This is a genomic window from Streptomyces sp. NPDC053665 (genome assembly GCF_055585285.1).
Genome location: NZ_JBVJKK010000001.1, coordinates 391055 through 417555, shown reverse-complemented (window position 1 = coordinate 417555; position 26501 = coordinate 391055). Strand labels below are relative to the sequence as shown.

The window sequence follows — 26501 nt, the reverse complement described above, 5'->3', positions numbered from 1 at the left end:
CGGGCCGGCGGGTCAGCTCAGCCGCTTCAGCAGCTCCTGCGCCAGCGGCGCGGAGGACGCCGGGTTCTGGCCGGTGACGAGGTTGCGGTCGGTGACCACGTGCGGCGCCCAGGGCTCACCGGCGCGGACGAGCAGGCCGGCCTCGGTGAGGCGGTCCTGGAGCAGCCAGGGGGCACGGTCGGCGAGACCGCCCTGGATCTCCTCGGCGTTGGTGAACGCCGCGACCTCGTGGCCGGCGAACGCGTTCGCCCCGTCGGGCCCGACGGCGGCCAGCAGCGCGGCCGGTCCGTGGCAGACCACACCGAGCGGCATCCCCGACTCCAGGGCGCGGACGAGCAGCCGCCCCGAGTCGCCGTTCACGGCCAGGTCCTCCATCGGGCCGTGACCGCCGGGGTAGAAGACGGCCGCGAACTCCTCCACCCGGACGTCCTCCAGCCGCACCGGCCGGCGCAGCCCGGAGAAGGACGCGAGCGCCGCCGCGATCCGGTCGGCGTTCTCCCGGCCGCCGTTCACCTCCGGGGCGAGCGACGCGCGGTCGACGGTGGGCACGACACCACCGGGCGTGGCCACGACGACCTCGTGGCCGGCGTCCCGGAAGGCCTCGAAGGGGGCGACGACCTCCTCGGCCCAGAAGCCGGTCGGGTGGGCGGTGCCGTCGGCCAGCGTCCAGGTGTCGGCGCCGGTGACGACGAAGAGGATCTTCGACATGGGGAACTCCAGGGAGTTGAGCCGCGGTCGCACACCGCGGCGATGGCTGGGACGAGGACGACCGTACGACCGTCGCCCCCCGGTCTTCCAATGGACCCTTCGATACCTGCCATAGAGAAATCAATGGCACCGGGCGGTACCGTCGGCTCTCGTGAAGCCCCGCGACTCCCTCGACCCCCTCGACCCCGTCGACCCGGTCGGCCCCGCCGCCGCGCCCGGCCGGCCGGACCTCAACCTCCTGCGGACCTTCCTGGCCGTCTACCGGTCCGGGTCCTTCACGGCCGCCGGACAGCTGCTCGGCCTGTCCCAGCCGACCGTCACCACCCAGATCCGCTCGCTGGAGCGGCAGACCCGCCGGGAGCTGTTCGAACGCCTGCACCGCGGCGTCGCCCCCACCGCGGTCGCCCACGACCTCGCGGCCCGCGTCGCCGCCCCCCTCGACGCGCTCGCCGAGGCGACCGGCCACGGGCGGCGACGCGAGGCGACCGCCGAGCCGGTCCACCTGGCCGGCCCCGCCGAGCTGCTGGCCACCCGGGCCCTGCCCGCCCTGGCCCCGCTCGTCACCGACGGCGTGCGGCTGCGCGTCACCACGGGCCTGACGGAACCGCTCCTGGAGGAGCTGCGCGCCGGACGCCACGACCTGGTCGTCTCCACCACCCGGCCCCGCGGCCGCACCCTGTCCGCGGTGCCGCTGACGGACGAGGAGTTCGTCCTGGTCGCCGCGCCCGAGTGGGCCGGCCGCGTCCGGGAGCGCCTGGCCGCCGAGGGGCCCGCCGCCCTCCACGACGTCCCGCTGATCGCGTACGCCGAGGACCTGCCGATCGTGCGGCGCTACTGGCGGCACGTCTTCGGCCGCCGCCTGAACGGCCGCGCCGCCGTCTCCGCGCCCGACCTGCGGGCCGTCCTCGCGCTGGTCGCCGCGGGAGCCGGCTTCAGTGTGCTGCCGCGCTACCTGTGCGCCGCCGCACTGGACTCCGGCGCGCTCGTCCTGCTCGACGACCCCGAGGACGCGCCGATCAACACCGGTTTCCTCGTCCAGCGGCCCGGGACCCCCGGCAACCCGCACGTGGTCCTCGTCCGTGACCGGTTGCTGGCAGCGGCCCGCGACTGGTGAGGAGGCGGGCCCGGAAGCGGTGGCCCTGCGCCGGTGCACGACAGGCGACCCCGGGTCAACGGGCGTACACCGCACGGGAGTCGGATCGATGACCGTCCCGAGCGGGCCGCGCGTGTTTGCCCGGTTCGTCACCGGACACCCGAAGAGGAGCGGAAACAGAAGGAAGATGATGAGCCGTGACGTCCATGGACCTCCCCGAGAAGCCCGCCGCCCGCCGCCCCGAGACCGGCTGGTCGACGGCACGCCGCCTGCACGGCAAGAGCCCGGTGCGCACCTGCCTGCCGGCCGTCGAGGACCGGGCCACGGCAGGAGCGGCCCACGCCGGGCCGGAGTGGAACATAGTCCGGGGTGAGGACTGACCGCCCGCCGGACGAACGCGCGGTGACGATCCGGGCAACTCCGCACGTCGGCAACCCGCCGAAGTGATGTTCACAACCGCCGGATCGCGACTAAGGTGAGCCCAATGAAGGCTCTCGTGCTGTCCGGTGGTGCAGGTGCACGGCTGAGGCCGATCACCCACACGTCGGCCGCACAGCTCCTGCCGGTGGCCACCGGCACCCACCGCACCCCCCGACGGGCGTCCGCGCGCCGCGACTTCACCGCCCGCCGCACCGGGACCGTCACCCGGTGCCGGGGCGGACGGGCCTGCGGGCAGCCGCCGAAGCGGCACGACGCCCGAGGGCGCGCATGAGGTGGCTGGTCACCGGCGCGGGCGGCATGCTCGGCCGCGACGTCGTCGAGGAGCTGACCCGCCGCGGCGGGACCGTGACCGGGCTCGACCGCGCCGCCCTCGACATCACGAACCCCCGCGCCGTCGACGCGGCGGTGCGCGAGCACGGCCCCGGCGTGGTCGTGAACTGCGCCGCGTACACGGCCGTCGACGACGCCGAGACCGCCGAGGCGCGGGCACGGGAGGTCAACGGCGACGGCCCGCGACTGCTGGCCCGGGCCTGCGCCGTGCACGGCGCGCGCCTGATCCACGTCTCCACGGACTACGTCTTCTCCGGCGTGGCCCGCACCACCCCCTACCCGGAGGACCACCCCACCGGCCCGCGCACCGCCTACGGCCGCACCAAACTGGCCGGGGAGCAGGCCGTGCTGGAGGAACTGCCCGGCGCGAGCGCCGTGGTACGCACCGCGTGGCTCTACGGCGCCCACGGCCGCAACTTCGTCCGCACCATGATGGAGCTGGAGTCCCGCCGCGATACCCTCGACGTCGTCGACGACCAGCGCGGGCAGCCCACCTGGAGCGCCGACGTGGCCGAGCGGATCGCCGACCTCGGCCCCCGGCTCGCCACCGGCGGACACGGCGTCTTCCACGCCACCAACCGCGGCGAGGCCAGCTGGTACGAGCTGGCCCGCGAGGTGTTCTCCTTCATCGGCGCCGACCCCGACCGGGTGCGCCCCACGAGCAGCGCGGCCTTCCCGCGGCCCGCGCCCCGCCCGGCGTACAGCGCCCTCGCACACCGCCGGTGGCCGGAGATCGGCCTGCCCCGGCCGCGTGACTGGCGCACCGCCCTGCACGAAGCACTGCCCCGTATCCGCAAGGAAGGTCTCCCTCGTGAAACGCCATGAGTTCCTCCGGGAACTGCACAAGGTCAGCGCCAACCGGAACTACCTGGAGATCGGCGTCAACGACGGGCGCAGCCTGACGCTGTCCCGCGTGCCCAGCATCGCGATCGACCCCGCCTTCAAGGTGGTCTCCGAACTGCGCTGCGACGTCCACCTGGTGAAGGCCACCAGCGACGACTTCTTCGCGCGGGACAACCCCTTGCAGCACCTCAAGGGTGGCCGCCACCCGCTGCGCAACCTGCGCCGCGGCCGCAGCCCGATCGGCTACTGGCGCCGCACCACGCTCGACCTGTCCTTCATCGACGGCATGCACCTGTTCGAGTTCGCGCTGCGCGACTTCATGAACGTCGAGAAGTACTCGGACTGGTCGAGCGTGATCGTCCTGGACGACATGCTGCCGCGCAGCGTCGACGAGGCGGCCCGGGACCGGCACACCGACGCCTGGACCGGTGACGTCTACAAGATCACCGAGGTGCTGGCGCGCTACCGCCCCGACCTGGTCACGGTCCTGGTGGACACCGCCCCCACCGGGCAGCTCCTCGTCTTCGGCGCCGACCCGGCCAACCGGGTGCTGCACGACAAGTACGACGAGATCATGGCCGAGTACAAGGTGCCCGACCCGCAGAAGGTGCCCGAGGCGATCCTGGAGCGGGCCGGTGCCGTGCGCCCCGAGGCCCTGCTGGAGGCGGGCTTCTGGGGTCCGCTCACCCAGGCCCGCAACCGCGGCCTGCCCCGCAGGATCGGCTGGGAGCCGCTGCGCCGCTCGCTGGAGCAGGTCGGCGTCAGCCGCTGACCGCACCGGACACGCCGCAGGCCCGGACGCCGTACGCGTCCGGGCCTGCGGCGCGTCCGGAACGCCGCGCCCCGGCGGACCTCCGGCGGCGGCCGTACGCTGAGCACGTGCGTCTGCTGCTCATGTCCGACACCCATCTGCCCAAGCGGGCCAAGGTGCTGCCCGCCCCGCTCCTGGACGAACTGCCGCGGGCCGACGTCGTGTTCCACGCCGGGGACTGGGTCGACGCGGACACCCTCGACCTGCTGGAGGACCGCTGCCGCCGGCTCGTCGCGGTGTACGGCAACAACGACGGCCCGGAGTTGCGCGCGCGGCTGCCCGAGGTGGCGTACGCCGAGCTCGGCGGGGTGCGCTTCGGGGTGATCCACGAGACCGGGGCCAAGCAGGGGCGGGAGGCACGCTGCGCCGCCCGGTTCCCCGGCCTCGACGTGCTGGTGTTCGGCCACAGCCACATCCCGTGGGACACCACGGCCCCCTCCGGTCTGCGCCTGCTCAACCCGGGCTCGCCGACGGACCGCCGCCGGCAGCCGCACTGCACGTACATGACCGCCACCGTCACCGACGGCCGGCTGGGCGAGGTGGAACTCCACCGCCTCCCGCCCCGCGCACCGGACCGACCGCGCAGGCGCGGCGACGTGGCGTGATCCGCCCAGGGGCCGGGACGAGCACCGGCCCCGAACGACCGGCAGGCCGCCACTGTCCGACGGGGATGGGCCCGGCTCGTCGCCGCGGGCCTCGGCACAGACGAGGAGATCGGTGAGCACCACGCCTGCTGTGGCTCGCCGAGGATCGGCGTACGGCCGCAAGGCCGTCGGCGCCGCACCGTGGGGTCAGCCGTCGACGGGTGGGTGCACGGCGCCCCGCTTCGTACTGAGCGGTGCCCCGCTGCCGCCCCAGCGCATCGCCACGATCTCCGCGGCGACGGACACCGCGACCTCCTCCGGGGTACGCGCCCCGAGGTCCAGCCCGACCGGTGAGCGCAGCCGTGCCAGCTCCCGCGGCGTCAGGCCCGCCGCGGCCAGCCGCTCCGCCCGCTCGGCATGGGTGCGGCGGCTGCCCATCGCCCCGATGTACGCGGCTGGCCGGCGCAGCGCCTCGGTCAGCAGCGGCACGTCGAACTTGGGGTCGTGGGTGAGGACGCAGACCACCGTGCGCTCGTCGGTGTCCGTGCCGCGCAGGTACCGGTGCGGCCACTCGGCGACCACCTCGACCCCCTCGGGGAAGCGCCGGGGCGTGGCGAAGACCGGGCGGGCGTCGCAGACGGTGACGCGGTAGCCGAGGAACAGGCCGATCCGCGCCACGGCCGCGGCGTAGTCGATCGCACCGAAGACCAGCATCCGCGGCGACGGTGCGAAGGACTGAAGGAAGACCCCGACGGAGTCCTCACGGCGCTGCCCCTGGGGGCCGTAGTGCCGCAGACCGCCCGCGCCCAGGGCCAGTTCCCCGCGGGCGTCGGCGGTCACGGCCGCGTCCAGCCCGCTCGCGCCCAGCGTGCCCGATACCGAGTCGGGACGGACGGCGAGGGCCGCACCGAGGCGCGCAGGCCCCCCGGTGACCGTCGCCAGCGTCACCGGCGCGCCGGCCGCGACGCAGTCCGCGACCGTGCCGAGGGCCGGGTCCAGCGCGGGCGTGACGGGACGCACCAGCACGGTGATCTCGCCGCCGCAGGTCAGTCCGACGGCGAAGGCGTCCTCGTCGCTGTAGCCGAACGTCTCCCGCCGCGCCTCGCCGTCCGCCACCGCCTCCCGCACCAGCTCGAACACCGCGCCCTCGACGCAGCCGCCGGACACGCTGCCCACGACCTCGTCGTCCGGCCCGACCGCCATCGCGGCGCCCGCCTCGCGCGGCGCGCTGCGGCTGACCTCGACGACCGTCGCCAGGCCGAACGGGATCCCGGCCGCGTACCAGCGGCCGAGCACCGGCAGCAGATCCCGCACGCACCGCTCCTCTCCTCGACCGCCCCCGGGTACCCCCCGCGGCGGACAAATCCGTTGCCGCCCCCCGGGACGGTCTGCTGCACTGCTCAGGACAGCGCGTCATCGAGTCCGAGGAGCCGCACAGATGCGTCCAGCGTTCATGTCCCTCCGGTCCCACACGGTTCTCTTCTCGAAGGACATGACGCTTCGTGCCCACGCTCAACCTCGGAATCCTCGCCCATGTCGACGCCGGTAAGACCAGCCTGACCGAGCGGCTGCTCCATTCGGCCGGGGTCATCGACCGGATCGGCAGCGTCGACGACGGCAGCACCCGCACCGACACCCTCGCGCTGGAGCGCCGGCGCGGCATCACCATCAAGTCCGCCGTCGTGTCGTTCCCGCTGGACGGCGTGAGCGTCAACCTCATCGACACCCCGGGGCACCCCGACTTCATCGCCGAGGTGGAGCGCGTGCTGGGGGTGCTCGACGGCGCCGTGCTGGTGATCTCCGCCGTCGAAGGGGTGCAGGCGCAGACGCGCGTGCTGATGCGCACCCTCGAGCGGCTGCGCATCCCGACGCTGCTGTTCGTCAACAAGATCGACCGCGGCGGGGCGCGCCACGAGGAGGTCCTGCGGGAGATCGCCGTCCGGCTGACCCCGGCCGTCGTCCCCCTCGGCTCCGTCGCCGACCTCGGCACCCGCGCGGCCCGTGCCACGCCCGGGCCCGGCCCGGCCGCCGCCCTGGACGTGCTGGCCGAGCACGACGACGCCCTGCTGGCCGCCTACGTCGAGGACGCGGTCACGCCCGCGCTCCTGCACCGCTCCCTCACCGCGCAGACCCGGCAGGCGCTCGTCCACCCCCTCTGGTTCGGCTCGGCGGCCACGGGCGCCGGCGTGGACGCGCTGCTGTCCGGGATCGGGCGGCTGCTCCCCCCGGCGGACGGCGACGGCGACGGGCCGCTGTCCGGCACCGTGTTCAAGGTCGAGCGGGGTCCGGCGGGGGAGAGGATCGCCTACGTGCGGATGTTCTCCGGCACCCTGCGCACCCGCGACCGGATCCCCTTCGGGACGGACGGCGCCGAGGGCCGGGTCACCGGCATCAGCGTCTTCGCCCGGGGCACCGACACCCACGCGGACCGCGTCGGCGCCGGGCAGATCGCCCGTGTCACCGGCCTGACCGGCATCAAGATCGGCGACCCGGTCGGCGAGGCGGGCACGGAGTACGCGCACGTCTTCGCCCCGCCGACGCTGGAGACGGTCGTGGTCCCCGGACCCGGTGCGCACCGCGGGGCGCTGCACCTGGCGCTCACCCAGCTCGCCGAGCAGGACCCACTGATCGGCCTGCGGTACGACGAGCGCCGGCGGGAGAGCTCGCTCTCCCTGTACGGCGAGGTGCAGAAGGAGGTCGTCCAGGCCACGCTCGCCGAGGAGTACGGCCTCGACGTCGGCTTCCGCGAAACCACCCCGCTGTGCGTCGAGCGGCTCACCGGCACGGGGCAGGCCGTGGAGTTCATCGACAAGGACCCGAACCCGTTCCTCGCCACGGTGGGTCTGCGCGTCGAGCCCGCACCGGCCGGCTCGGGTGTCGGCTTCCGGCTGGAGGTGGAGCTCGGGTCCATGCCGTACGCCTTCTTCAAGGCCGTGGAGGACACCGTGCGCGAGACCCTGGAGCAGGGTCTGCACGGCTGGCGGGTTCCCGACTGCGGCGTGACCCTGACCCACTGCGGCTACTGGCCCCGGCAGAGTCACGCCCACCAGGGGTTCGACAAGAGCATGTCGAGCACGGGTGCCGACTTCCGGGGCCTGACCCCGCTGGTGCTGACCGAGGCGCTGCGCCGGGCCGGGACGCGTGTGCACGAGCCGGTGCACCGCTTCCGCCTCGAAGCGCCCGCCGACACCCTGGGGGCCCTGCTGCCGGTCCTCACCCGGCTCGGGGCCGTACCGGAGACGACGCACACCCGGGACGACGTGTGCGTCCTGGACGGCACCGTGCCCGCCGCCCGGGTGCACGACCTGGGGCAGCGGCTGCCCGCACTGACCCGGGGCGAGGGGGAGCTGGAGAGCGCGTTCTCCCACTACGCGCCCGTCACGCACGGCACGGTCCCCGAGCGTGCGCGCACCGACCACAACCCGCTGAACAGGAAGGAGTACCTGCTGAACGTGACGCGCCGGGTGAGCGGCTGAGCACGGCGGGTACGCCCACGGCACCGGCGGCAGGTGGCACCGGCGGCCGGCGGTGCCGGCCGCCGCCCGCCGGTCACCGTGCGGGGTGTCCGGGTTCCGCACCGCGCAGGTGACCGACGGACGGCGGAAGGGGTCAACCGGCCCCGGGGCCCGTCCAATCGGCCGGGACACGGGCGAGCCGTACCCGCTGGGGATGGTCGCCGACCGGCACGGACACGACCTTCCTGCCGGTGGCGAAGTCGATGGCGGTGACCTGGTCGGTGCCGCTCTCCGACACCACGCAGGACTTGCCGTCGCCGCTGATCGTGGCCCAGTAGGGCTTGGCGGCGGTGATCAGCGGGCCCTCCTTGAGCGTCGTCCGGTCGACGACCGTGGCGTAGTCGTCCATGGTGCCCGCCACGCACAACTTGCTGCCGTCGGGACTCATCGAGATGCCGTGGTGGCGCGAGTCGTTGACGAACGTGGTGCGGTCGTCGCTCGTCGCGGGGTTCTCCGGCAGGGTCTTCGTCCGGGTGATCCTCCCGGAGGCGACGTCGTACTCGAAGAAGCCGTTGAAGAACGACACCTGGAAGTACAGCTTCGACTCGTCCGGCGAGAAGACGGCGGGCCGGACCGCGTCGGAGAAGTCCTTCAGCCCGAGCGCGTCCAGCTGCGGGCGCATGTCGATGACCTTGACCTGCTTGTACGTGGTCGCGTCGACGACGGTGATGCGGCGGTCGCCCTTCGTCCAGTCCAGCCACGGGGCGTCGGTCTGGGTGTTCACGTCGCCGATCGCCATGTTGTAGATGTACTTGCCGTCCTGGGTGAAGATGTTCTCGTGCGGCTTGTCGCCGGTGGCGAACCTGCCCAGCTCCTTGCCGGAGACGATGTCCAGGACGTGCACCGTGTTGGACGTCGACGCCGACACCGCGACGCGCCTGCCGTCGGGGGAGACCGCCATGTGGTCGGAGCGGTAACCCGACACGGGGAAGCGCCAGTTGATGCGGCCCGAGGCGAGGTCGATGGAGACGACGTCGGCGAAACTCGGCCGGGAGACCACCATCGCCGTGCCGTCCGGGGTGGAGTACATGTCGTCGACGAACTGGTCGTGCCCCTCGCCGACGCTGTTGCGGATCGCCATGAAGTAGATCCATTTGATGGGGTTGGCGTTGATCTCCGCCATCCGCTGTTCCTTGTCGGGGACGACGTCGATCCGGCCGATCTTCCCGAAGTCACCGCTGGACGCGATGACATCGGCGGTGCCGTCCCAGTTGTTGCCCACGAACATCACCTCGCGCAGGGCGGCGGGCGAACCCGTGGGCGCCGCGGCGGCGGTGGCGGGGACGGCGGCGGTCAGGGCCAGGGCGGCGGTCAGGGAGCACAGGTGCCGTCGTCGGGAGACGGACATGGCTGATCCCTCCTCTGCGGTGGGGTGAGGAATCTGAACACACGTGCTTTCACAGTGAACTTACTGAAAAGTAAGGAGGGGGTGCCCTTCTCCACAAGACCGCGTACACGACAAAATTGTGAGCGGGCCACGAGGGGAGAGCGGGTGCCGGGCAGACTCAGAGCGCCGACGGGCCGCTACGGCGGCAGGACGGCCGAGGAACGGCAGGCGGAGCGGCGCCGGCGGTTCCTCGACGCCGCGCTCCAGCTCTTCGGCGGCACCCCCGGCTACCGGGCCACCACGGTCGCCGCGCTGAGCGAGGCGGCCGGACTGTCGACCCGTCAGTTCTACGAGGAGTTCCGCACCCTGGAGGACGTGCTCGCCGCGCTCCACCTGCAGGTCAACGGCTGGGCGGAGGCGGCGGTGCTGGAGGCGGCGACGGGTGCGGCGGACCTGCCGCTCACCGAGCGCGTCACGGCGGTCTTCCGGGCCTACGCGCGCAGCGTCACCGCCGACCCGCGCCGGATCCGCATCACGTTCGTGGAGATCATCGGCGTCAGCCGGCGCCTGGAGGAGCAGCGGCTCGCCCGCCGGGCGGGCTGGGTCGACCTCATCTGCGCCGAGGCCGACGCGGCGGCCGCCCGCGGCGAGGCGGCGCCCCGGGACTACCGGCTCGCGGCGACGGCCTTCATCGGCAGCGTCAACGGCCTGCTCCACGACTGGAGCGCCGGCTGGGTCGACGCGACCCTGGACGAGGTCGTCGACGAACTGGTCCGCCAGCTCCTGGCCATCCTCAGGCCACCGGGGTGGCAGGGACAGGGCTGAACGCGCGGGGCGCGAGTACCGGCCTAACGGGCCCGCCCGGGATCGCCCCGGGCCCCCGTCGCCCCGGGACCTCGGTCCGGCCTGGACCTCCGGGCCCCCACCCTGGTTTTCACAGGCCGGACGTGGCCTCCTGACCCCACCCTGACCTGCCCGCCCCAGCCTCACGGGCTCCCGCTGAACTCACGGGCCGGCCCCGGCCCTTCCGAGCCTCGACCTCCCGAGGCCCGGCCCTTCCGAGCCCCGGCCCGCCTCGACCGGCCGGCGCAGGCTACCGGGTCTACCCGTAGGCGCTGCGGGCGCGGACGGGGTGCCCGCAGGACCGGCGCAGCGTGCCGCAGCCGCCGTGCTGCCCGTCAGTGCGGCCCACCCGCCCACAGCACCACGCAGCCGACCGCCGCCACCAGCGCGCCGGTCAGCAGCAGCCCGGCCAGGAGCCGCGCGCGGAGTGTGCGGTAGACGGCCTCGTACTCGGCCCGCAGTTCCTCGCCGCGGCGGGCCGTGCGCTCCCACGAGACGCGGGTGAGCGCCAGGTGCTCCTGCGCGAACCGCCGTTCCACCTCGGCCCGTTGCGCCGTGGTCAGCCAGTCGAGGGCCGCGGCGCACCGGGCGGCGGCCGTGCGCGCCTCCCGGTGCGCCGCGGCGACGAGCAGATGACCCTGGACGTCGTTGTGGAACGCCCGCAGGTCCGGCGGGGGGCCGTCCGGCGCGGTCACCGGAGCGTCAGCTCCCGTGCGGCCTCGGCCGCGATCGCGGGCCGGTGCAGGTCGAACGCCGGGGACTCGCTGCGGATCTTGGGCAGGGCGAGGAAGTTGTGCCGCGGCGGCGGGCAGGAGGTGGCCCACTCCAGGGAGCGGCCGTAGCCCCACGGGTCGTCGACGCCGACGGGCTTGCCGTACTTGGCGGTCTTCCAGACGTTGTAGAAGAACGGCAGTAGTGACAGGCCGAGCAGGAAGGAGAACGCGCTCGACACCATGTTGAGGGTCGTCAGGCCCTCGACGGCCAGGTAGTCGGGGATCCGGCGCTGCATGCCCTCGGCGCCCAGCCAGTGCTGCACCAGGAACGTGCCGTGGAAGCCGGTGAACAGCGTCCAGAAGGTGATCCTGCCCAGGCGCTCGTCCAGCATCCTGCCCGTGAACTTGGGCCACCAGAAGTGGAAGCCGGAGAACATCGCGAACACCACGGTGCCGAAGACGACGTAGTGGAAGTGCGCGACGACGAAGTACGAGTCGGAGACGTGGAAGTCGAGGGGCGGCGAGGCGAGCAGCACGCCGGTGAGTCCGCCGAAGGTGAAGGTGATCAGGAAGCCGGTCGCCCAGAGCATCGGCGTCTCGAAGGACAGCGAGCCCTTCCACATGGTGCCGATCCAGTTGAAGAACTTCACGCCGGTCGGGACGGCGATGAGGAACGTCATGAAGGAGAAGAACGGCAGCAGCACACCACCGGTGACGTACATGTGGTGGGCCCACACCGTCACGGACAGACCCGCGATCGCGATGGTCGCGCCGATCAGACCCGTGTAACCGAACATCGGCTTGCGGGAGAAGACCGGGATGACCTCACTGATGATGCCGAAGAACGGCAACGCGATGATGTACACCTCTGGATGCCCGAAGAACCAGAACAAGTGTTGCCACAGCAACGCTCCGCCGTTGGCCGAGTCGAAGATGTGGGCGCCGAACTTGCGGTCCGCCTCCAGCGCGAACAGGGCCGCGGCCAGCACCGGGAAAGCCAGCAGGACCAGCACACCGGTCAGCAGCACGTTCCAGGTGAAGATCGGCATGCGGAACATCGTCATGCCCGGGGCGCGCATGCAGATGATCGTGGTGATGAAGTTGACCGAGCCGAGGATCGTGCCGAAGCCGGAGAAGGCCAGACCCATGATCCACATGTCGGCGCCGATACCGGGCGAACGCACCGCGTCCGACAGGGGGCTGTAGGCGAACCAGCCGAAGTCGGCCGCGCCCTGCGGCGTGAGGAAACCGCCGACCGCGATGAGCGAGCCGAACAGGTACAGCCAGTAGGCGAACATGTTCAGCCGCGGGAACGCCACGTCCGGCGCACCGATCTGCAGCGGCATGATCCAGTTCGCGAAGCCCGCGAACAGCGGCGTCGCGAACATCAGCAGCATGATCGTGCCGTGCATCGTGAACGCCTGGTTGAACTGCTCGTTCGACATGATCTGCAGACCAGGCCGGGCGAGCTCGGCGCGCATGAACAGGGCCATCACGCCACCGATGACGAAGAACGCGAACGACGTGGCCAGGTACAGCGTGCCGATCGTCTTGTGATCCGTGGTCGTCAGCCACTTGAGATGCCTCATGCCCCGCCTGTGTCCGCGCCCCGGCCGGAGGTCACACTGCACGGACGCGACGAACGTCACCGCAACCGGGTGTGACGATCGGGGAAGTGCCGGACACGGACGGGACATGAGCGACGACGAGGTCTTCGCCGCTGCCTACCGCGAGCACTACTGGGCGGTCAGCCGCTATGTGGCGCGGCGGCTGGACGGGCGGGCCGGTGAGGTGGAGGAAGTGGTGGCGGAGGTGTTCACGGTCGCCTGGCGCCGCCGGGCCGACCTGCCGGCCGCCGCGCTGCCCTGGCTGTACGGCGTGGCACGCAACTGCCTGGCGAACACCGTCCGCGGGCTCGGGCGCCGCCGTCGGCTGCTCGACCGGCTCGGCAACGACGACACCGCCCACCGGCGGCATATCACCGCGGGCCCGGAGGCGGACACCCCGGGTGCCTGGGTGCACGAGGCCCTCGCCCGGCTCTCCGCCGCCGACCAGGAGGTGCTGCGCCTAACAGCCTGGGAGGAACTCGGCATCGACGAGGTGGCCGTCGCCCTGGGCTGCGGCAGCAGGGCCGCGGCGATGCGGTTGCACCGCGCCCGGCGCCGCCTCAGAGCCGAGATCGACCGCCTGCGCCCCCCGGCGCCGGTCCCGGCCCCCGGGCGCCCGTACGCGACCCTCCCGGGGGAGCCCGGTCGTGGGTGACGGACACGGCGGGCTGCGTCTCCCGTCCCCGATCGCCGAGCACGCGGGCGCGAGCGTGCGGGAGAGCAGCGCCGCGGCCCCCGGACGTGACCGCCCGCGTCCCGCGACTCCCGTGCCGACCCCCGAGCACCCGTGCGTGACCGTTCCCGAGGAGCACCGCCGTGGCCGATGAACTCGATCTCCTGCGTGGCGCCGACCCGGTGCCGGCCGACGGTTCCCGCTTCGGCGACGGCCCCCTGGACCACCGGGCCGAGCGCCGCCTGGAGGACCTGCTGAAGGAGAGGCCGCCCGAGCTCCGGCGGAACCCGCGGCTGCGGCTGCCCGGACCCGGCCGGGCCCGGCCGGCGCGGAGCCGGTGGACGGCAGCGCCCCCGGCGCGAGCCGGCGCGACACGGCGGCACCGGTGGCTGCCCGCCCCCGGCCGCGCCTCGCTGGCCTGGGGGCTCCTCGCCACCGCCGTCGTGACCGTCGTGACCCTCGCCCTCGTGCTGAGCGGCCCGGGCACCCCGCCCGCTCTCGCCGCGCCCCGACCGCTCGTCGTCCGGACCGGCTCCGCGGCCCTGCCCCTGGACCGGCTGGCCGAGCGGGCCTCCGCCGCGATCGGGGCCACGGGCGCACCCCGGCTGCGCAAGGGCACCCACGTACGGTCCTGGAGCCTCGGCATGTCGGAGGACGCACCTCCGGTGACCCTGCCCGAGGAGCGGCTCGTGCGCTGGCGGCCCGACGGCAGCCACACCGAACTCGTCGTCGAGACCGGCCCGGAGCACCCCGGCCGCCCCGTCCTCTCGGACGAGGGCGGTGTGCCGCGACACGACGGGGACGGACCCGTCCTGCTCGACCGGACCTACCCGCCCAGCTGGAGCGACGCACCGCCCCAGTCACCCCCGCCCCACGACCCCGGCCGCCTGCGGGCCTACCTCATGGAGGTCCGGCACGCCGACACGCCGCTCACCACGCCCGACCTGCTGGATGCGGCGGCGACCCTGCTGGACCACTGGACCCTCGGCCAGCGGGAGAACGCCGCCCTGGCCCGGCTCCTCCAGGACGCCGCCGGGCTGCGCCCGGCCGGGCAGGTGACCGACCGGCTCGGCCGGCGGGGCCAGGCGTACGTGCACGACGCACGCGGCGTCCGCCGCATGCTGATCATGGATCCGGCGACCGGAGCCGTGCTCGGCCTGGAGAGCACCCTGACGGCCCCCGACCCGCGGTACGGCGTACGGGAGGGGGCCGTCCTGTCCTACAGCGCCTGGATGCGCTGACGGCCCGGGTTCCGCCGCCGGCTACTCGTCCCAGGCCTGCACCAGCGTCTGCTCGGCGATCTTGCCGTCCCGCAGCGACAGCATGGACTCGGACAGCACGCGCACACCGTCCGCGTACTCGCAGCTCTCGCTGAACGCCGCCTCGTCGCCCTGGATGACGCAGTGCTCCAGCCGGTGCGTCATGTCGCGGCTGTAGACGTCCTCCAGCATCCGGCCGATCTCCTCCCGGCCGTGCAGGACCTTCGGGTGACTGGGCTGGGCCGTCCGGTCGACGATGCGCAGTTCGGCGTCGTCGGCGTAGAGGGACATCAGCATGTCCGGGGTGCCGCCTTCAAGGCCCCGGCGCAGTGTCTCCCGGTCGAAGGCGGAGTCTGTCGACGTGCCCATGATGACCTCCTCGGCAGGGCCGCGGCCCGGTCGGAGGCGGGCCGCGTGGGGCCTTCCCACCACGAGCCTCCACCCGCGCGGCGCGCGCGGCAAGCCCGGGGGCGCTGGGCCTGACGGGTGAGGGGAGCGGTGCACCCGTGTCCGCCGGGGACCCGTCCGCGTTGCGACAGGCATGATCTCAACACGACGTATCGTCGCCGCCGTTGGTCTCGCCGCGGGGATGACCGGTCTCGCCGCGCCGATGGCGCAGGCGGCCGACACGGGAGCCAAGAGCCCGCTCAGCCCCATGGCCACCCTGGACTCGCTGGCCGTGAGCGACATCCCCGCCGAGCACAAGGACGAGATCCTGCGGCCCTCCTCGCAGCTGGCCGGGCTCAACCGTCTCAACGACCTCGACCAGCTGAACCAGGTCGTCGGCCTGGTCTCCCCGGTCTTCGGGTTCCTCCCGAACGTCCGCTGACGGCCGCGCCCGGACGAGGGCCGCCCCTCCCGGGGGCGGCCCTCAGGTGCGTCCGGGCTCAGTCCGCCGCCGCCAGGAACTGCGTCGCCGCCAGCTCCGCGTACAGCGGGTCGGCGGTCACCAGTTCGCGGTGGGTGCCCACCGCACGGACCCGGCCGGCGTCCATCACCACGATCCGGTCGGCCATCGTCACGGTCGACAGCCGGTGGGCCACGACCAGGACGGTCGTCGTCCTGGCCACGTCCGCGACGGTGTCGCGCAGCGCCGCCTCGTTCACCGCGTCCAGCTGTGACGTCGCCTCGTCGAGCAGCAGCAGCCGCGGGCGGCGCAGCAGCGCGCGGGCGATCGCCACGCGCTGCCGCTCCCCGCCGGACAGCTTCGTCCCCCGGTGCCCGACGAGCGTGTCGAGCCCGTCCGGCAGCCGGGCCACCAGTTCGTCGAGCCGGGTCGTCTTCAGCACCCGGGCGAGGGCGTCCTCGTCGGCGTCGGGACGGCCCAGCAGCAGGTTGCCCCGCAGCGACCCCGACAGCACCGGCGCGTCCTGCTCCACGTAGCCGATCGAGGCCCGCAGCCGGGGCAGCTCCCAGTCGTCCAGGTCGCGCCCGTCGAGGGTGATCACGCCGGACTCCGGGTCGTAGAAGCGCTCGATCAGGGAGAAGACCGTGGTCTTGCCGGCGCCGGACGGGCCGACGAAGGCCGTCATGCCCTGCGCGGGCACGGTGAACGTCACCCCGTGGTGGACGAGCGGCAGGTCGTCGGCGTAGCGGAAGCGGACGTCCTCGAAGGCGACGGCGGCGGGCCGGGTGTCCGGGCCGGGCAGCGGAGCGGGCGCGGCGGCGGGCTCGGCGGGCAGCCGCAGCGCCTCCTGGATGCGGGTGAGGGCCGCGGCGCCCGTCTGGTACTGCGTGACGGCGCCGACGACCTGCTGAATCGGCGACATCAGATAGAAGACGTACAGCAGGAACGCCACCAGCGTGCCCACGTCGACGGCTCCGGTCGCCACGCGCGCGCCGCCCACCGCGAGCACCGTGATGAAGGCGATCTGCATGGCCAGTCCCGCCGTGTTGCCCGCGGCCGCCGACCACTTGGCGGCCCGCACGCTCTGCCGCCACGACTCCCGCGCGGCCTCGTGCAGCGTGACCTCCTCGCGGTGCTCGGCGCCGGAGGCCTTGACGGTGCGCAGCGCGCCCAGGGTGCGTTCCAGCGAGGCGCCCATGACGCCGATGGCGTCCTGCGCCCGGCGGCTCGCCTTGTTGATGCGCGGGACGATCACCCCCAGCACCACGCCCGCGGCGAGGATCACGGCCAGGGTCACCCCCAGCAGCACGGCGTCCACCAGGCCCATCATCACCACCGTCGCCACCAGCGTGAGTCCACCGGTGCCCAGACCCACCAGCGAGTTCGTGGTGACCGAACGCAGCAGGGTGGTGTCGGAGGTGATGCGGGCCATGAGGTCCCCGGGCTCGCTGCGGTCCACCGCGGCGACCCGCAGCCGCAGCAGGTACGACGACAGCGCCCGGCGCGCGCCGAGCACCACCGACTCGGCGGTGCGCTGCAGCACGTACGAACCCAGCGCGCCCAGCGCCGCGTTGGTGATCACCAGGGCGGACATCGCCAGCAGCGCCCCGGTGATGGCCCGCTCGTGCGACAGGTCGTCGATGAGCCCGCGCGCGACCAGCGGCAGCAGCAGCCCGGTCGCCCCGGTGACCAGGGACAGCACCGCACCGGCCAGCAGGGACCAGCGGTGCGGCCGGACGTATCCGAGCAGCAACCGCCAGGGCGGTACGGCGGTCTCGGTCTCTGCGATGCTCACGTCGCTCCTTCGGCGCCTCGGACGGACGGTTCAGGCTACGTCGGCGCCGACCCGGCCGGCCTGGTGTTTCCCGGCCCGGGGCAGGCCGATCCGCGCCCCTCGGCGATCAGTCGCGCGTAGGGTCGGAAGGGAACGAACCCGGCCGACGAAGGAGTCAGCACCATGGCCCAGGAAGTACGCGGTGTGATCGCGCCCGGCAAGGACGAACCGGTGCGGATCGAGACGATCGTGGTGCCCGACCCCGGCCCGGGAGAGGCGGTCGTCCGCGTCCAGGCCTGCGGGGTGTGCCACACGGATCTGCACTACAAGCAGGGCGGCATCAACGACGACTTCCCCTTCCTGCTCGGCCACGAGGCCGCGGGTGTGGTCGAGGCGGTCGGCGACGGCGTCACCGATGTCGCGCCCGGCGACTTCGTCATCCTCAACTGGCGTGCGGTGTGCGGGAAGTGCCGGGCCTGTCTGCGCGGGCGGCCCTGGTACTGCTTCGACACCCACAACGCGCGGCAGAGGATGACCCTCGCCTCGACGGGCCAGGAGCTGTCCCCGGCGCTCGGCATCGGCGCCTTCGCGGAGAAGACGCTGGTCGCGGCCGGGCAGTGCACGAAGGTCGACCCGCGGGTGGCCCCGCAGGTGGCCGGGCTGCTGGGCTGCGGTGTGATGGCCGGCATCGGCGCCGCGATCAACACCGGCAACGTCGGCCGCGGCGACTCGGTCGCCGTCATCGGCTGCGGCGGGGTCGGCGACGCCGCGATCGCCGGATCGCGGCTGGCCGGAGCGGCGACGATCATCGCCGTCGACATCGACGACCGCAAGCTGGAGACCGCCCGCTCCATGGGCGCCACGCACACCGTCAACTCCCGTGGGACCGACCCCGTCGAGGCGATCCGCGAACTGACGGGCGGCTTCGGCGCCGACGTCGTCATCGAGGCCGTCGGCCGTCCCGAGACGTACCGGCAGGCCTTCTACGCCCGCGACCTGGCCGGCACGGTCGTCCTCGTCGGCGTCCCCACCCCCGAGATGAAGCTCGAACTGCCGCTGCTGGACGTCTTCGGCCGCGGCGGATCCCTGAAGTCCTCCTGGTACGGCGACTGCCTGCCCTCCCGCGACTTCCCCATGCTGATCGACCTGCACCTGCAAGGACGCCTGGACCTCGGCGCGTTCGTCACCGAGACCATCCAGCTCGACGAGGTGGAGAAGGCCTTCGAGCGGATGCACCACGGCGACGTGCTGCGCTCGGTGGTGGTGCTGTGATGACCACGCGCGTCGAACACCTCGTCACCTCCGGGCAGTTCAGCCTCGACGGCGGCACCTGGGACGTCGACAACAACGTGTGGATCGTCGGCGACGACCACGAGGCGGTCGTCATCGACGCCGCCCACGACGCCGACGCCATCCTCGCGGCCCTCGGCGACCGCCGGCTGACGGCCATCGTGTGCACGCACGCCCACAACGACCACATCGACGCGGCCCCGGCGCTCGCGGAGCGCACCGGCGCGACCATCTGGCTGCACCGCGACGACCTGCCGCTGTGGAAGCAGACCCACCCCGACCGCGAGCCGGACGCCTGGCTCGTCGACGGCCAGGTGATCGAGGCCGGCGGCGCCGACCTGCGCGTGATCCACACGCCCGGGCACGCGCCCGGCGCCGTCTGCCTGCACGACCCCGGGCTGGGCACCGTCTTCACCGGCGACACCCTCTTCCAGGGCGGGCCCGGCGCCACCGGCCGGTCCTTCTCGCACTTCCCGACCATCATCGACTCCATCCGCGACCGGCTGCTCACCCTGCCGCCCGAGACGACGGTGCGCACCGGGCACGGCGACTCGACGACCATCGGCGCCGAGGCCCCCCACCTCCAGGAATGGATCACCCGGGGCCACTGAGCGCGTGTCCCCGTAAAAGGCGACAGAAGATGTCCGGCTTACCCGTCACCCTGGACACGGCACACAGTCGAGGACACGGGAGGCCGGACATGCCGGTACAGCTCGAGGGCAAGGTCGCACTGGTCGCGGGGGCGACCCGGGGAGCGGGACGGGGGATCGCCGTCGAACTCGGCGCGGCCGGAGCCACGGTCTACGTCACCGGCCGCACCACCCGGGACCGTCGCTCGGAGTACGACCGCCCGGAGACCATCGAGGACACCGCCGACCTGGTCACCGCCGCCGGCGGGAAGGGCATCGCGGTCCCCGCCGACCACCTCGACCCGGCCCAGGTCCGGGCCCTGGTCGACCGCATCGCGCGGGAGCAGGGCCGCCTCGACGTCCTCGTCAACGACATCTGGGGCGGGGAGAAGCTCTTCGAGTGGGAGAGCCCGCTGTGGGAGCACGACCTCGACAACGGACTGCGGCTGCTGCGCCTGGCCGTCGAGACGCACGCCGTCACCAGCCACCACGCGCTGCCCCTGCTGCTGCGCCACCCCGGCGGTCTGGTCGTCGAGGTCACCGACGGCACCGCCGACTACAACCGCGACCACTACCGCGTGAACTTCTTCTACGACCTCGCCAAGAGCGCCGTCCTGCGCATGGCGTTCGCCCTCGGCCACGAACTCGGCCCGCGCGGCGCCACCGCCGTCGCCCTCACCCCCGGCTGGATGCGCTCGGAGCTGATGCTGGAGACCTTCGGGGTGAGCGAGGACAACTGGCGCGACGCCCTGGAACGCGTCCCCCACTTCGCCATCTCGGAGACCCCCCGCTACGTCGGCCGGGCCGTGGCCGCCCTGGCCGCCGACCCGGACGTGGCACGCCTGAACGGCCGGTCCCTCTCCAGCGGCGGCCTCGCCCGCGAGTACGGATTCACCGACCTCGACGGCAGCCGCCCGGACGCCTGGCGCTACCTGGTCGAGGTCCAGGACCCGGGCAAGCCGGCGGACACCACCGGCTACCGGTGACCGGCCCGCCGGCCCGCCGGCCCCCGACACCGGCGTCATCCCTCCTTCTCGGTGAAGCGGTCGAGCAGCGCGTCCAGCCCCCTGGCCAGCTGCTCGGACCCACCTCGCTCGGCCAGGGCCGGAGCGGTCGCGCCGCTGCACTCGTCCACTTCGCGTGTACACCGTCTCGGGTCCGTGTGAAATGTCACCGATCGGTTCCAGCACCCCCCGCCGTACAACCGAACCGCCCGTCCGCCCGTCTAGGTGGCAGGGATCGCAACCATGTGACCACTTCCGCGAAAGGGCAGGACTCGCTCATGGGGGACGTACGCAGACGGGGTGCCGTCGCACTCGGGATCACCGGACTGGTGGCGCCGCTCACGCTCGCGCTCGGCGCCGCGCCGGCGCAGGCCGCGAGCTGCACGACGCAGGCCGGCCCGTACCAGAAGCAGGTGGAGAAGTTCCTCGGCCGGCCGGTCGACGGGAAGCAGTCCACCACCGACTGCAAGGCCATCCAGGCCTTCCAGACCAAGCACGGCATCTCCCCGAACGCCGGCTACGCCGGTCCCGTCACCTGGGGTGTGATGGACCTGATGCAGAAGCAGAAGGCTGTCGGGACGAACCCCAACAAGGACGGCAAGTGCCCGGTGAACAAGGGCCGCATCGCCTGCGTGAACCTCACGCTCCAGCTGAGCTGGATCCAGGACGGCAAGAAGCTGGTCTACGGCCCCGTCCCGGTGCGCACCGGTCGTGACGGCTACGAGACCCGCACCGGCCTGAAGAAGATCTACTGGCGCAACATCGACCACGTCTCGTCGATCTACCACGTGCCGATGCCCTACTCGCAGTTCTTCGACGGCGGCCAGGCCTTCCACTCGGTCGGCGTCAGCATGTGGAACCCGCCGGGCTCGCACGGCTGCGTCAACATGACCAAGACGGATGCCAAGAAGTACTGGTCGTTGCTGAAGAAGGGCGACGACGTCTACGTCTACGGCCGCAAGCCGGGCACCTGATCACCGGCGATTCGCGGTGAACTCCCGGTCGGCGAAGGGGCAGTCGCAGGCGGATGATGTGAACAGCCTCACGTTTACCGGGAGATGGACGTGATCAGTGCCACTGTCTGGAATGTCCCTTTAGCTGGGGATTACTCACATCGTCTTCACGTGGGGCGACGTATGCTTCACAGCATGTCCACCACTGTTGAATCATCATCCGAGCGATCGGCTGACGAGGTCAACGAGGAGATCCGGGCCCTGTGGCGCCGGTCGGGCGGGACACTGAGCGTCGAGCAGCGCGAGCAGTACCAGCGGCTCGTCCTGGAGTGGGCCGCAGCGGCCCCGCAGTCGGCGCCGGCGGCCTGACCGCCACCCGGTCCCCGTTGACGCGCCGGTCATCACCGGCCGCACCGGCTCCTCGGCCGAGGGCACCCTTGATCCGATGGGTGCCCTTTCGCATGTCCGCGGTCCCTCAGCCCCAAGTCGCCGAGTAGTGCCGCCGGTAGGCCTTGCGGTCCTGTTCCGCCCGGATGAACCGCGTCGCCACCAGGGCGACGAGGCTGCCCGCGATCACCAGCAGGCCGGGGCCGACGTTGCGCGGGTCCGTGAGCCGGCCCAGCAGTGTCGACACCGTCTCACCGGTGATCGGCGCCGAGGTGCCGGGGGAGGCGGCGCCCGGGGAGGCCGAGGACGCCGAGGGTGCCGGAGCGGCACCGGCACCGCCGGCCTGCTCGGCGACGATCAGCTTGACGCCGAGCTCGGTCAGCGCCTTCGTCACCGGCTGGAAGAACGTCGTGCCTCCCGCGGTGCAGTCCCCGCTGCCGCCCGAGGTCACCCCGAGCGCGATGCCGTCCGCGAACATCGGACCACCGCTGTCGCCCGGTTCGGCGCACACGTCCGTCTCGATGAGTCCGGTGACCGTGCCCTCGGGGTAGTTGACCGTGGCGTTCAGCGCGGTCACCTCCCCCTGCCGCAGCCCGCTGGTGCTGCCGCTGCGGAACACCCTCTGCCCGACCTCCGGATCGGCGACGCCCGTGATGCGCACGCCCTTGCCGTCGCCCACCGCCACCACGTCCGCGCCCTTGCCCGCGCGGCCGCCGTCGTACTTCACCAGGGAGTAGTCGTCGCCCGGGAAGCTGCCCCTGAGCGAGGTGCCGACCTGCCGGCGGCCGCGGTCGTCGGCGAACCAGAGCGAACCGTCGGGCCCGCAGTGCCCGGCCGTCAGGATGTAGTCACTGGTGCCGTCGGTCACATTGAACCCGGCCGAACAGCGCCCCGCCGTCGACAGGATGGGCTGCGCCCCGTTGAGCCGCGTGGTGAAGGTGCCCTCGGTGCGCTCCATGCGCACGAAGCCGCCGATGCCGTCCGCGACCTTCGTCAGCCGGGCCCAGGCGGCGGCCGTGACAGTGCTGTCGCCCCGGACGACGACCTCGTTGCGCTTGTAGTCCAGCGCCCAGGACGTGCCGGGCACCCGGGGCGCCGAACGCAGCGTGGCCGTCGCCGACGTGAGGTCGTCCAGGCTGTGGCGGACCACCTTCGCCCGCGCCCCGGCCCGTTCGACTTCGGCGGCCGCCTTCTCGTCGGTGACGGCGACGACCGGCCGCCCGGCCGCGTCGACCCAGCTGCCCCCCGTGCGCGAGGCCCCGAGCCGGGCCGCGAGGCCGGTGCCGTCCCCGGTGGCCGGGGGAGCCGCGTACGGGACGCCGATGACCGGGTCCGGCGGCTCGCTCGCCACGGCGCTCGTGACCATCGCTCCTCCCAGAAGGAGTCCGCCGACGGCCGCCAGTCGTGTCACTCGCCGGACGACCCGTCGTCGTGCGTGCCTCATGCATGGCTCCCGAACCCGAACATCACGGTGCGAACACCGCAGGCCGTTCCCGGAGTTGAACGCCCTCCACCCATACGGCGCGCGCCCGCGCCGCGTTCACCGCGCAGGTGATCTCTTCGAGACCGGAAGGGGCCCGCCCTCCCCGGCACGGCCCGTTCCCGCCCTCCCCGGCACGGCCCGTTCCCGCCCTCCCCGGCACGGCCCGTTCCCGCGCTGCCCGGCGGTCGTACGGCCCCTAGGGTGGGGACATGACCAGGACCCCGCGCGAGTCGTCCGGTGAACCCAACCCCCTGGAGATCCTCACGCTCGACCGGCTCAGGCTCCGCACCAGCATCAAGTGGCGCGCCTACCCGGAGGACGTGCTGCCGGTGTGGGTGGCCGAGATGGACGTCCCGCCGGCCGAGGCGGTGGTACGGGCGGTGACCCGCGCGATGGAACTGGGGGACACCGGCTACCCCGCCGGTACCGGCTACGCCGAGGCGCTGGCCGCCTTCGCCGCCAAGCGCTGGGACTGGGACGGGCTCGCCGTGGAACGCACCGCGATCGTGCCCGACGTGATGCTGGGCGTCGTCGAGATGCTCAAACTGGTCACCGGCCCCGGGGACGCCGTGGTCGTGAACCCGCCGGTGTACCCGCCCTTCTTCCACTTCGTCTCCCACCTGGACCGGCGGGTCGTCGAAACCCCGCTCGGGCCGGACGGCCGGCTCGACCCGGACGCCCTCCGGGAGACCTTCCGGCGGGCCGCCGGGGCGGGGCGGCGGGCCGCCTACCTCCTGTGCAGCCCCCACAATCCGACCGGCACCGTGCACACGAAGGACGAACTGTCCGCCGTGGCGCAGCTCGCCGAGCGGTACGGCGTGCGCGTCGTCGCCGACGAGATCCACGCCCCTCTGGTCCTCGGGGATACACCGTTCGTGCCGTATCTGAGCGTGCCGGGCGCCGAGCGCGGACTGTCGCTCATGTCGGCCTCGAAGGCGTGGCACCTCGCCGGGCTCAAGGCCGCCCTCGCGATCGCGGGGCCCGGGGCCGCCGGCGACCTGGCCCGGATGCCGGAGGAGGTCGGGCACGGCCCCAGCCACGTCGGCATCCTCGCCCACACCGCCGCCCTGCGCGACGGCACCGCCTGGCTCGACGCACTGCTGACCGGGCTCGACCACAACCGGCGCCTGCTCGCCGGACTGCTGGCCGAGCACCTGCCCCAGGTGCGTCACCGCCCGCCGGAGGCCACCTACCTCGCCTGGCTCGACTGCCGGGCCCTCGGCCTGGGCGACGACCCGGCGGAGGTCTTCCTGCGCCGCGGCCGCGTCGCCCTCACCTCGGGGGTGCCCTTCGGCACCGGCGGGGCCGGGCACGCCCGCTTCAACCTGGCGGCCTCGGCGCAGGTGATCACGGAGGCCGTCCGCAGGATGGCGACGGCGGCCCGCTGACGGGTACCTGCGGCACGGAGGACACGCTCGTAGACTGCCCGTCATGGACGACAGGGCGCTGGACCGGCTGGGCTCGGGCAAGTACGTGCTGATCACCAGCTACCGCAAGAACGGCACACCGGTCGCCACCCCGGTCTGGGTGGTGCGCGACGGGGACGCGCTGGGCGTCTGGACGGCCGCCGACTCCTGGAAGGTCAAGCGCATCCGCAACCGCGCCGGCATCCTGGTCGGCCCGTGCGATCTGCGCGGCAACCCCACGGGTGATCAGGTGCCCGCCACCGCCGAGATCGCCGACGCGGCCACCACCGCCCGCTACCGGAAGCTGATCGCCCGCAAGTACGGCCTCATGGGCCGGCTGACCCTGCTGGGCAGCCGCCTGCGGCGGGGCACCGACGGCACGGTGGGCATCCGCGTCACCCTGTGAGCGTCGACGCTGCTGCTCGGGACGGGAGTTGACGGGCCGTCAGGTCGAGGCCCGGTAGGGCTCGTCCAGCAGCTGGAAGACCGGCTCACCCCGGACCGGGTCCTTGGCGGTGGACAGGCGCACCCGGTCCCCGCTGTGGATGCCGATGGGCGGTCCCATGACCCGTCCCCGCACGACGAAGCCCTCGGCCATCTCGACCATGGACACATTGCGGGCCGCGGGCGTGTTGCGGTGCACCACCGTGGAGTGGCGGACCGTGCCGGTGCCCTCGGCGCGCTCGGTGCGCAGGTCGCTGCCCCGGCAGACCGGGCACAGCAGCCGGTGGTACATGGCCGTGCCGCACCAGGTGCAGCGCTGGAAATGGAGGGCGTCCCTGTCCCTGCCCTGGGGGTCGAGCAGGCCCGTCGCGGAGCCGGCCGTCTGCTGAGCGACGCTTCCTGAGTGGTGGTACACGCTGTCAACTCCCTGCACTCGCCCGGAATGCGTGTGCGGGGTCGCCCGCGCACACGTGTGCCCGGTTCGCCGTGCCACCGTGCACGCAGCACAGAGTATGGCACTCAGTGCCACTCGTAAAGGCACTCCGTACCCTCGATCCGGAATGCGGCTCGTGGGGAGTCCTGCGGGGGATTCTCAGGTCCGGCCGAGGGCCGATTCGAGTTCCTGCACCACCCGCCACAGGGGCGTTCCACGACGGGACACCACGACGACCACGTCGTCGGGCCGCTCGCCGGCCGTGGGGGACGTGAGCGAGGGCGGTGAGGTGGCCGGGGCGGGAGCCGCCTGCGCCGGGGTGCCGCCGAACGTCGACCGGACGTAGGTGAGCGCGTGGTCCACCGCGGCGTCCGCCTCGCCCCGCCCGTCCGAACGCAGCCAGGACCGCAGGGCGTTGTTGTGCGCGGCGACCACGGCCGCGGCGATCACGTCGGCCCGGAGGGTGCCCTCCCGGCGGGCCGCGAAGCGGCGCCGCAGGTAGGCGGCGAGCGCCTGCTCGTAGCGCCACACCACCGACAACTCGTAGGCACGCAGCCCCGGCACCTGCTTGGTGAGGCGGTAGCGCTGGACGGAGAACGTGGGGTTCTCGGCGTACATCCGCAGCACCAGCCGGGCCGCGTCGCAGACCCGCCCCACCGGCTCCTCGTCGCCGGAGCCGTTCTCGAGGAACGCCGTCATGTCGGCCAGGCAGCGCTCGTGGTCCGGGAAGACCACGTCCTCCTTGGACGGGAAGTAGCGGAAGAACGAGCGGCGACCGACGCCGGCGAGGGCAACGATGTCGTCGACCGTGGTCTGCTCGTACCCCCGCTCGAGGAACAGCTGGAAGGCCGCCGCCACCAGCGCGTCCCGCATGGGCGGCCGGCCGGCCCCCGTCTCGGCTTTCCCGGAGCTCATGATCTGCAACGTAGCACCCGTACGACCTCATATGGCACTCGGTGCCGCGAGCCGGGCCCCCGCAGCCGCGCCTCGGGTGAGGTTCCGGCGCGCCCCGGCCGGGCCTGCGGGATGAACGGGCGGCGCGGCGGTCGCGTATCCAGGGGCAGGACGATCCACGGCCCGGGTGCCAGCCGCCCCGGCCCGGAC

The 26501-nt window shown here is 73.1% G+C and carries 27 protein-coding genes and 1 pseudogene; 18 read left to right on the top strand and 10 right to left on the bottom strand.

Annotated elements, in window-relative coordinates; genetic code table 11:
* Nucleotides 1–12 precede the first annotated feature (12 nt).
* Entirely contained in the window at nt 13–708 is a 696-nt protein-coding gene (locus tag ACZ6ZN_RS01760) for a type 1 glutamine amidotransferase domain-containing protein (RefSeq protein WP_469642293.1), read from the bottom strand.
* Between the two features lie 151 nt (nt 709–859).
* Between ACZ6ZN_RS01760 and ACZ6ZN_RS01755 the strand changes: the two genes are divergently transcribed.
* From ACZ6ZN_RS01755 to ACZ6ZN_RS01730, 6 genes and pseudogenes are all read left to right on the top strand, one after another.
* Nucleotides 860–1822 (top strand): LysR family transcriptional regulator, encoded by a 963-nt coding sequence (locus tag ACZ6ZN_RS01755; RefSeq protein WP_469642291.1) that lies wholly within the window; start codon nt 860–862, stop codon nt 1820–1822.
* Between the two features lie 176 nt (nt 1823–1998).
* Nucleotides 1999–2181 (top strand): hypothetical protein, encoded by a 183-nt coding sequence (locus ACZ6ZN_RS01750; protein ID WP_398107947.1) that lies wholly within the window; start codon nt 1999–2001, stop codon nt 2179–2181.
* A gap of 104 nt (nt 2182–2285) precedes the next feature.
* Nucleotides 2286–2372, top strand: a pseudogene (locus ACZ6ZN_RS01745) (sugar phosphate nucleotidyltransferase); the annotation flags it as partial.
* Nucleotides 2373–2509: 137 nt separating this feature from the next.
* The gene (gene rfbD, locus ACZ6ZN_RS01740; RefSeq protein WP_469642289.1) at nt 2510–3397 is read left to right on the top strand and encodes a dTDP-4-dehydrorhamnose reductase; all 888 of its coding nucleotides are present in this window, start codon (nt 2510–2512) and stop codon (nt 3395–3397) included.
* Nucleotides 3384–4187 carry a class I SAM-dependent methyltransferase gene (locus ACZ6ZN_RS01735; protein ID WP_451879402.1) on the top strand — a complete coding sequence of 268 codons (804 nt, stop codon included), beginning with the start codon at nt 3384–3386 and terminating at the stop codon, nt 4185–4187. Before rfbD ends, ACZ6ZN_RS01735 begins: the two co-directional genes overlap by 14 nt.
* A 107-nt stretch (nt 4188–4294) precedes the next feature.
* Nucleotides 4295–4831 carry a metallophosphoesterase family protein gene (locus tag ACZ6ZN_RS01730; protein ID WP_469642287.1) on the top strand — a complete coding sequence of 179 codons (537 nt, stop codon included), beginning with the start codon at nt 4295–4297 and terminating at the stop codon, nt 4829–4831.
* A gap of 186 nt (nt 4832–5017) precedes the next feature.
* Here the strand turns inward: ACZ6ZN_RS01730 and ACZ6ZN_RS01725 are convergent, their stop codons facing one another.
* Nucleotides 5018–6124, bottom strand: coding sequence for an XdhC family protein (locus ACZ6ZN_RS01725; RefSeq protein ID WP_469642285.1), 1107 nt, complete (start codon nt 6122–6124; stop codon nt 5018–5020).
* A 188-nt stretch (nt 6125–6312) separates the two neighbouring features.
* Between ACZ6ZN_RS01725 and ACZ6ZN_RS01720 the strand changes: the two genes are divergently transcribed.
* Nucleotides 6313–8286, top strand: a complete 1974-nt coding sequence (locus ACZ6ZN_RS01720) for a GTP-binding protein (protein WP_469642283.1) — start codon at nt 6313–6315, stop codon at nt 8284–8286.
* A gap of 133 nt (nt 8287–8419) precedes the next feature.
* Here the strand turns inward: ACZ6ZN_RS01720 and ACZ6ZN_RS01715 are convergent, their stop codons facing one another.
* Nucleotides 8420–9673 (bottom strand): YncE family protein, encoded by a 1254-nt coding sequence (locus tag ACZ6ZN_RS01715; protein ID WP_469642281.1) that lies wholly within the window; start codon nt 9671–9673, stop codon nt 8420–8422.
* 144 nt (nt 9674–9817) lie between these two features.
* Here ACZ6ZN_RS01715 and ACZ6ZN_RS01710 point away from each other — a divergent pair, with 144 nt between their 5' ends.
* Entirely contained in the window at nt 9818–10477 is a 660-nt protein-coding gene (locus ACZ6ZN_RS01710) for a TetR/AcrR family transcriptional regulator (RefSeq protein WP_469642279.1), read from the top strand.
* 353 nt (nt 10478–10830) lie between these two features.
* On the opposite strand, the gene ACZ6ZN_RS01705 is transcribed toward ACZ6ZN_RS01710, so the two are convergent.
* Entirely contained in the window at nt 10831–11190 is a 360-nt protein-coding gene (locus ACZ6ZN_RS01705; protein ID WP_469642277.1) for a hypothetical protein, read from the bottom strand.
* Nucleotides 11187–12797, bottom strand: coding sequence for an aa3-type cytochrome oxidase subunit I (gene ctaD / locus ACZ6ZN_RS01700; protein ID WP_469642275.1), 1611 nt, complete (start codon nt 12795–12797; stop codon nt 11187–11189). Before ctaD ends, ACZ6ZN_RS01705 begins: the two co-directional genes overlap by 4 nt.
* A 106-nt stretch (nt 12798–12903) precedes the next feature.
* Here ctaD and ACZ6ZN_RS01695 point away from each other — a divergent pair, with 106 nt between their 5' ends.
* Together ACZ6ZN_RS01695 and ACZ6ZN_RS01690 are read left to right on the top strand one after the other, a co-directional pair.
* The gene (locus tag ACZ6ZN_RS01695; protein WP_469642273.1) at nt 12904–13470 is read left to right on the top strand and encodes an RNA polymerase sigma factor; all 567 of its coding nucleotides are present in this window, start codon (nt 12904–12906) and stop codon (nt 13468–13470) included.
* A 161-nt stretch (nt 13471–13631) separates the two neighbouring features.
* Nucleotides 13632–14729 (top strand): CU044_5270 family protein, encoded by a 1098-nt coding sequence (locus ACZ6ZN_RS01690; RefSeq protein WP_469642272.1) that lies wholly within the window; start codon nt 13632–13634, stop codon nt 14727–14729.
* Nucleotides 14730–14750: 21 nt separating this feature from the next.
* Here ACZ6ZN_RS01690 and ACZ6ZN_RS01685 read toward each other — a convergent pair whose 3' ends face one another.
* Nucleotides 14751–15116 (bottom strand): nuclear transport factor 2 family protein, encoded by a 366-nt coding sequence (locus tag ACZ6ZN_RS01685; RefSeq protein ID WP_451876436.1) that lies wholly within the window; start codon nt 15114–15116, stop codon nt 14751–14753.
* A gap of 172 nt (nt 15117–15288) precedes the next feature.
* Here ACZ6ZN_RS01685 and ACZ6ZN_RS01680 point away from each other — a divergent pair, with 172 nt between their 5' ends.
* Nucleotides 15289–15576: a hypothetical protein gene (locus tag ACZ6ZN_RS01680; protein WP_469642270.1), complete on the top strand. Its 288-nt coding sequence runs from the start codon at nt 15289–15291 to the stop codon at nt 15574–15576.
* Nucleotides 15577–15634: 58 nt separating this feature from the next.
* On the opposite strand, the gene ACZ6ZN_RS01675 is transcribed toward ACZ6ZN_RS01680, so the two are convergent.
* Entirely contained in the window at nt 15635–17389 is a 1755-nt protein-coding gene (locus tag ACZ6ZN_RS01675; RefSeq protein WP_469642268.1) for an ABC transporter ATP-binding protein, read from the bottom strand.
* Between the two features lie 162 nt (nt 17390–17551).
* Here ACZ6ZN_RS01675 and ACZ6ZN_RS01670 point away from each other — a divergent pair, with 162 nt between their 5' ends.
* From ACZ6ZN_RS01670 to ACZ6ZN_RS01650, 5 genes are all read left to right on the top strand, one after another.
* Nucleotides 17552–18640 (top strand): S-(hydroxymethyl)mycothiol dehydrogenase, encoded by a 1089-nt coding sequence (locus tag ACZ6ZN_RS01670; protein ID WP_398107483.1) that lies wholly within the window; start codon nt 17552–17554, stop codon nt 18638–18640.
* A complete protein-coding gene (locus tag ACZ6ZN_RS01665; protein WP_451876434.1) occupies nt 18640–19269 on the top strand; it encodes an MBL fold metallo-hydrolase in 630 nt (209 codons plus the stop codon). Before ACZ6ZN_RS01670 ends, ACZ6ZN_RS01665 begins: the two co-directional genes overlap by 1 nt.
* An 89-nt stretch (nt 19270–19358) precedes the next feature.
* A complete protein-coding gene (locus ACZ6ZN_RS01660; RefSeq protein WP_469642265.1) occupies nt 19359–20273 on the top strand; it encodes an SDR family oxidoreductase in 915 nt (304 codons plus the stop codon).
* A 296-nt stretch (nt 20274–20569) separates the two neighbouring features.
* Nucleotides 20570–21265 carry a L,D-transpeptidase family protein gene (locus tag ACZ6ZN_RS01655; protein WP_398107933.1) on the top strand — a complete coding sequence of 232 codons (696 nt, stop codon included), beginning with the start codon at nt 20570–20572 and terminating at the stop codon, nt 21263–21265.
* A gap of 162 nt (nt 21266–21427) precedes the next feature.
* On the top strand, nt 21428–21613 hold the full coding sequence (locus ACZ6ZN_RS01650; RefSeq protein WP_398107476.1) for a hypothetical protein: 186 nt from the start codon (nt 21428–21430) through the stop codon (nt 21611–21613).
* A 106-nt stretch (nt 21614–21719) separates the two neighbouring features.
* Here the strand turns inward: ACZ6ZN_RS01650 and ACZ6ZN_RS01645 are convergent, their stop codons facing one another.
* Entirely contained in the window at nt 21720–23075 is a 1356-nt protein-coding gene (locus tag ACZ6ZN_RS01645) for a S1 family peptidase (RefSeq protein ID WP_469642263.1), read from the bottom strand.
* 248 nt (nt 23076–23323) lie between these two features.
* Here ACZ6ZN_RS01645 and ACZ6ZN_RS01640 point away from each other — a divergent pair, with 248 nt between their 5' ends.
* On the top strand, nt 23324–24502 hold the full coding sequence (locus tag ACZ6ZN_RS01640) for a MalY/PatB family protein (protein WP_469642260.1): 1179 nt from the start codon (nt 23324–23326) through the stop codon (nt 24500–24502).
* Nucleotides 24503–24545: 43 nt separating this feature from the next.
* Nucleotides 24546–24926 carry a PPOX class F420-dependent oxidoreductase gene (locus ACZ6ZN_RS01635; RefSeq protein WP_398107473.1) on the top strand — a complete coding sequence of 127 codons (381 nt, stop codon included), beginning with the start codon at nt 24546–24548 and terminating at the stop codon, nt 24924–24926.
* A 39-nt stretch (nt 24927–24965) separates the two neighbouring features.
* Here the strand turns inward: ACZ6ZN_RS01635 and ACZ6ZN_RS01630 are convergent, their stop codons facing one another.
* Complete coding sequence (locus tag ACZ6ZN_RS01630; RefSeq protein WP_469642258.1) at nt 24966–25379, bottom strand: Zn-ribbon domain-containing OB-fold protein; 414 nt, start codon at nt 25377–25379, stop codon at nt 24966–24968.
* Between the two features lie 177 nt (nt 25380–25556).
* Entirely contained in the window at nt 25557–26312 is a 756-nt protein-coding gene (locus tag ACZ6ZN_RS01625; protein ID WP_469642256.1) for a TetR family transcriptional regulator, read from the bottom strand.
* Nucleotides 26313–26501: the final 189 nt, after the last annotated feature.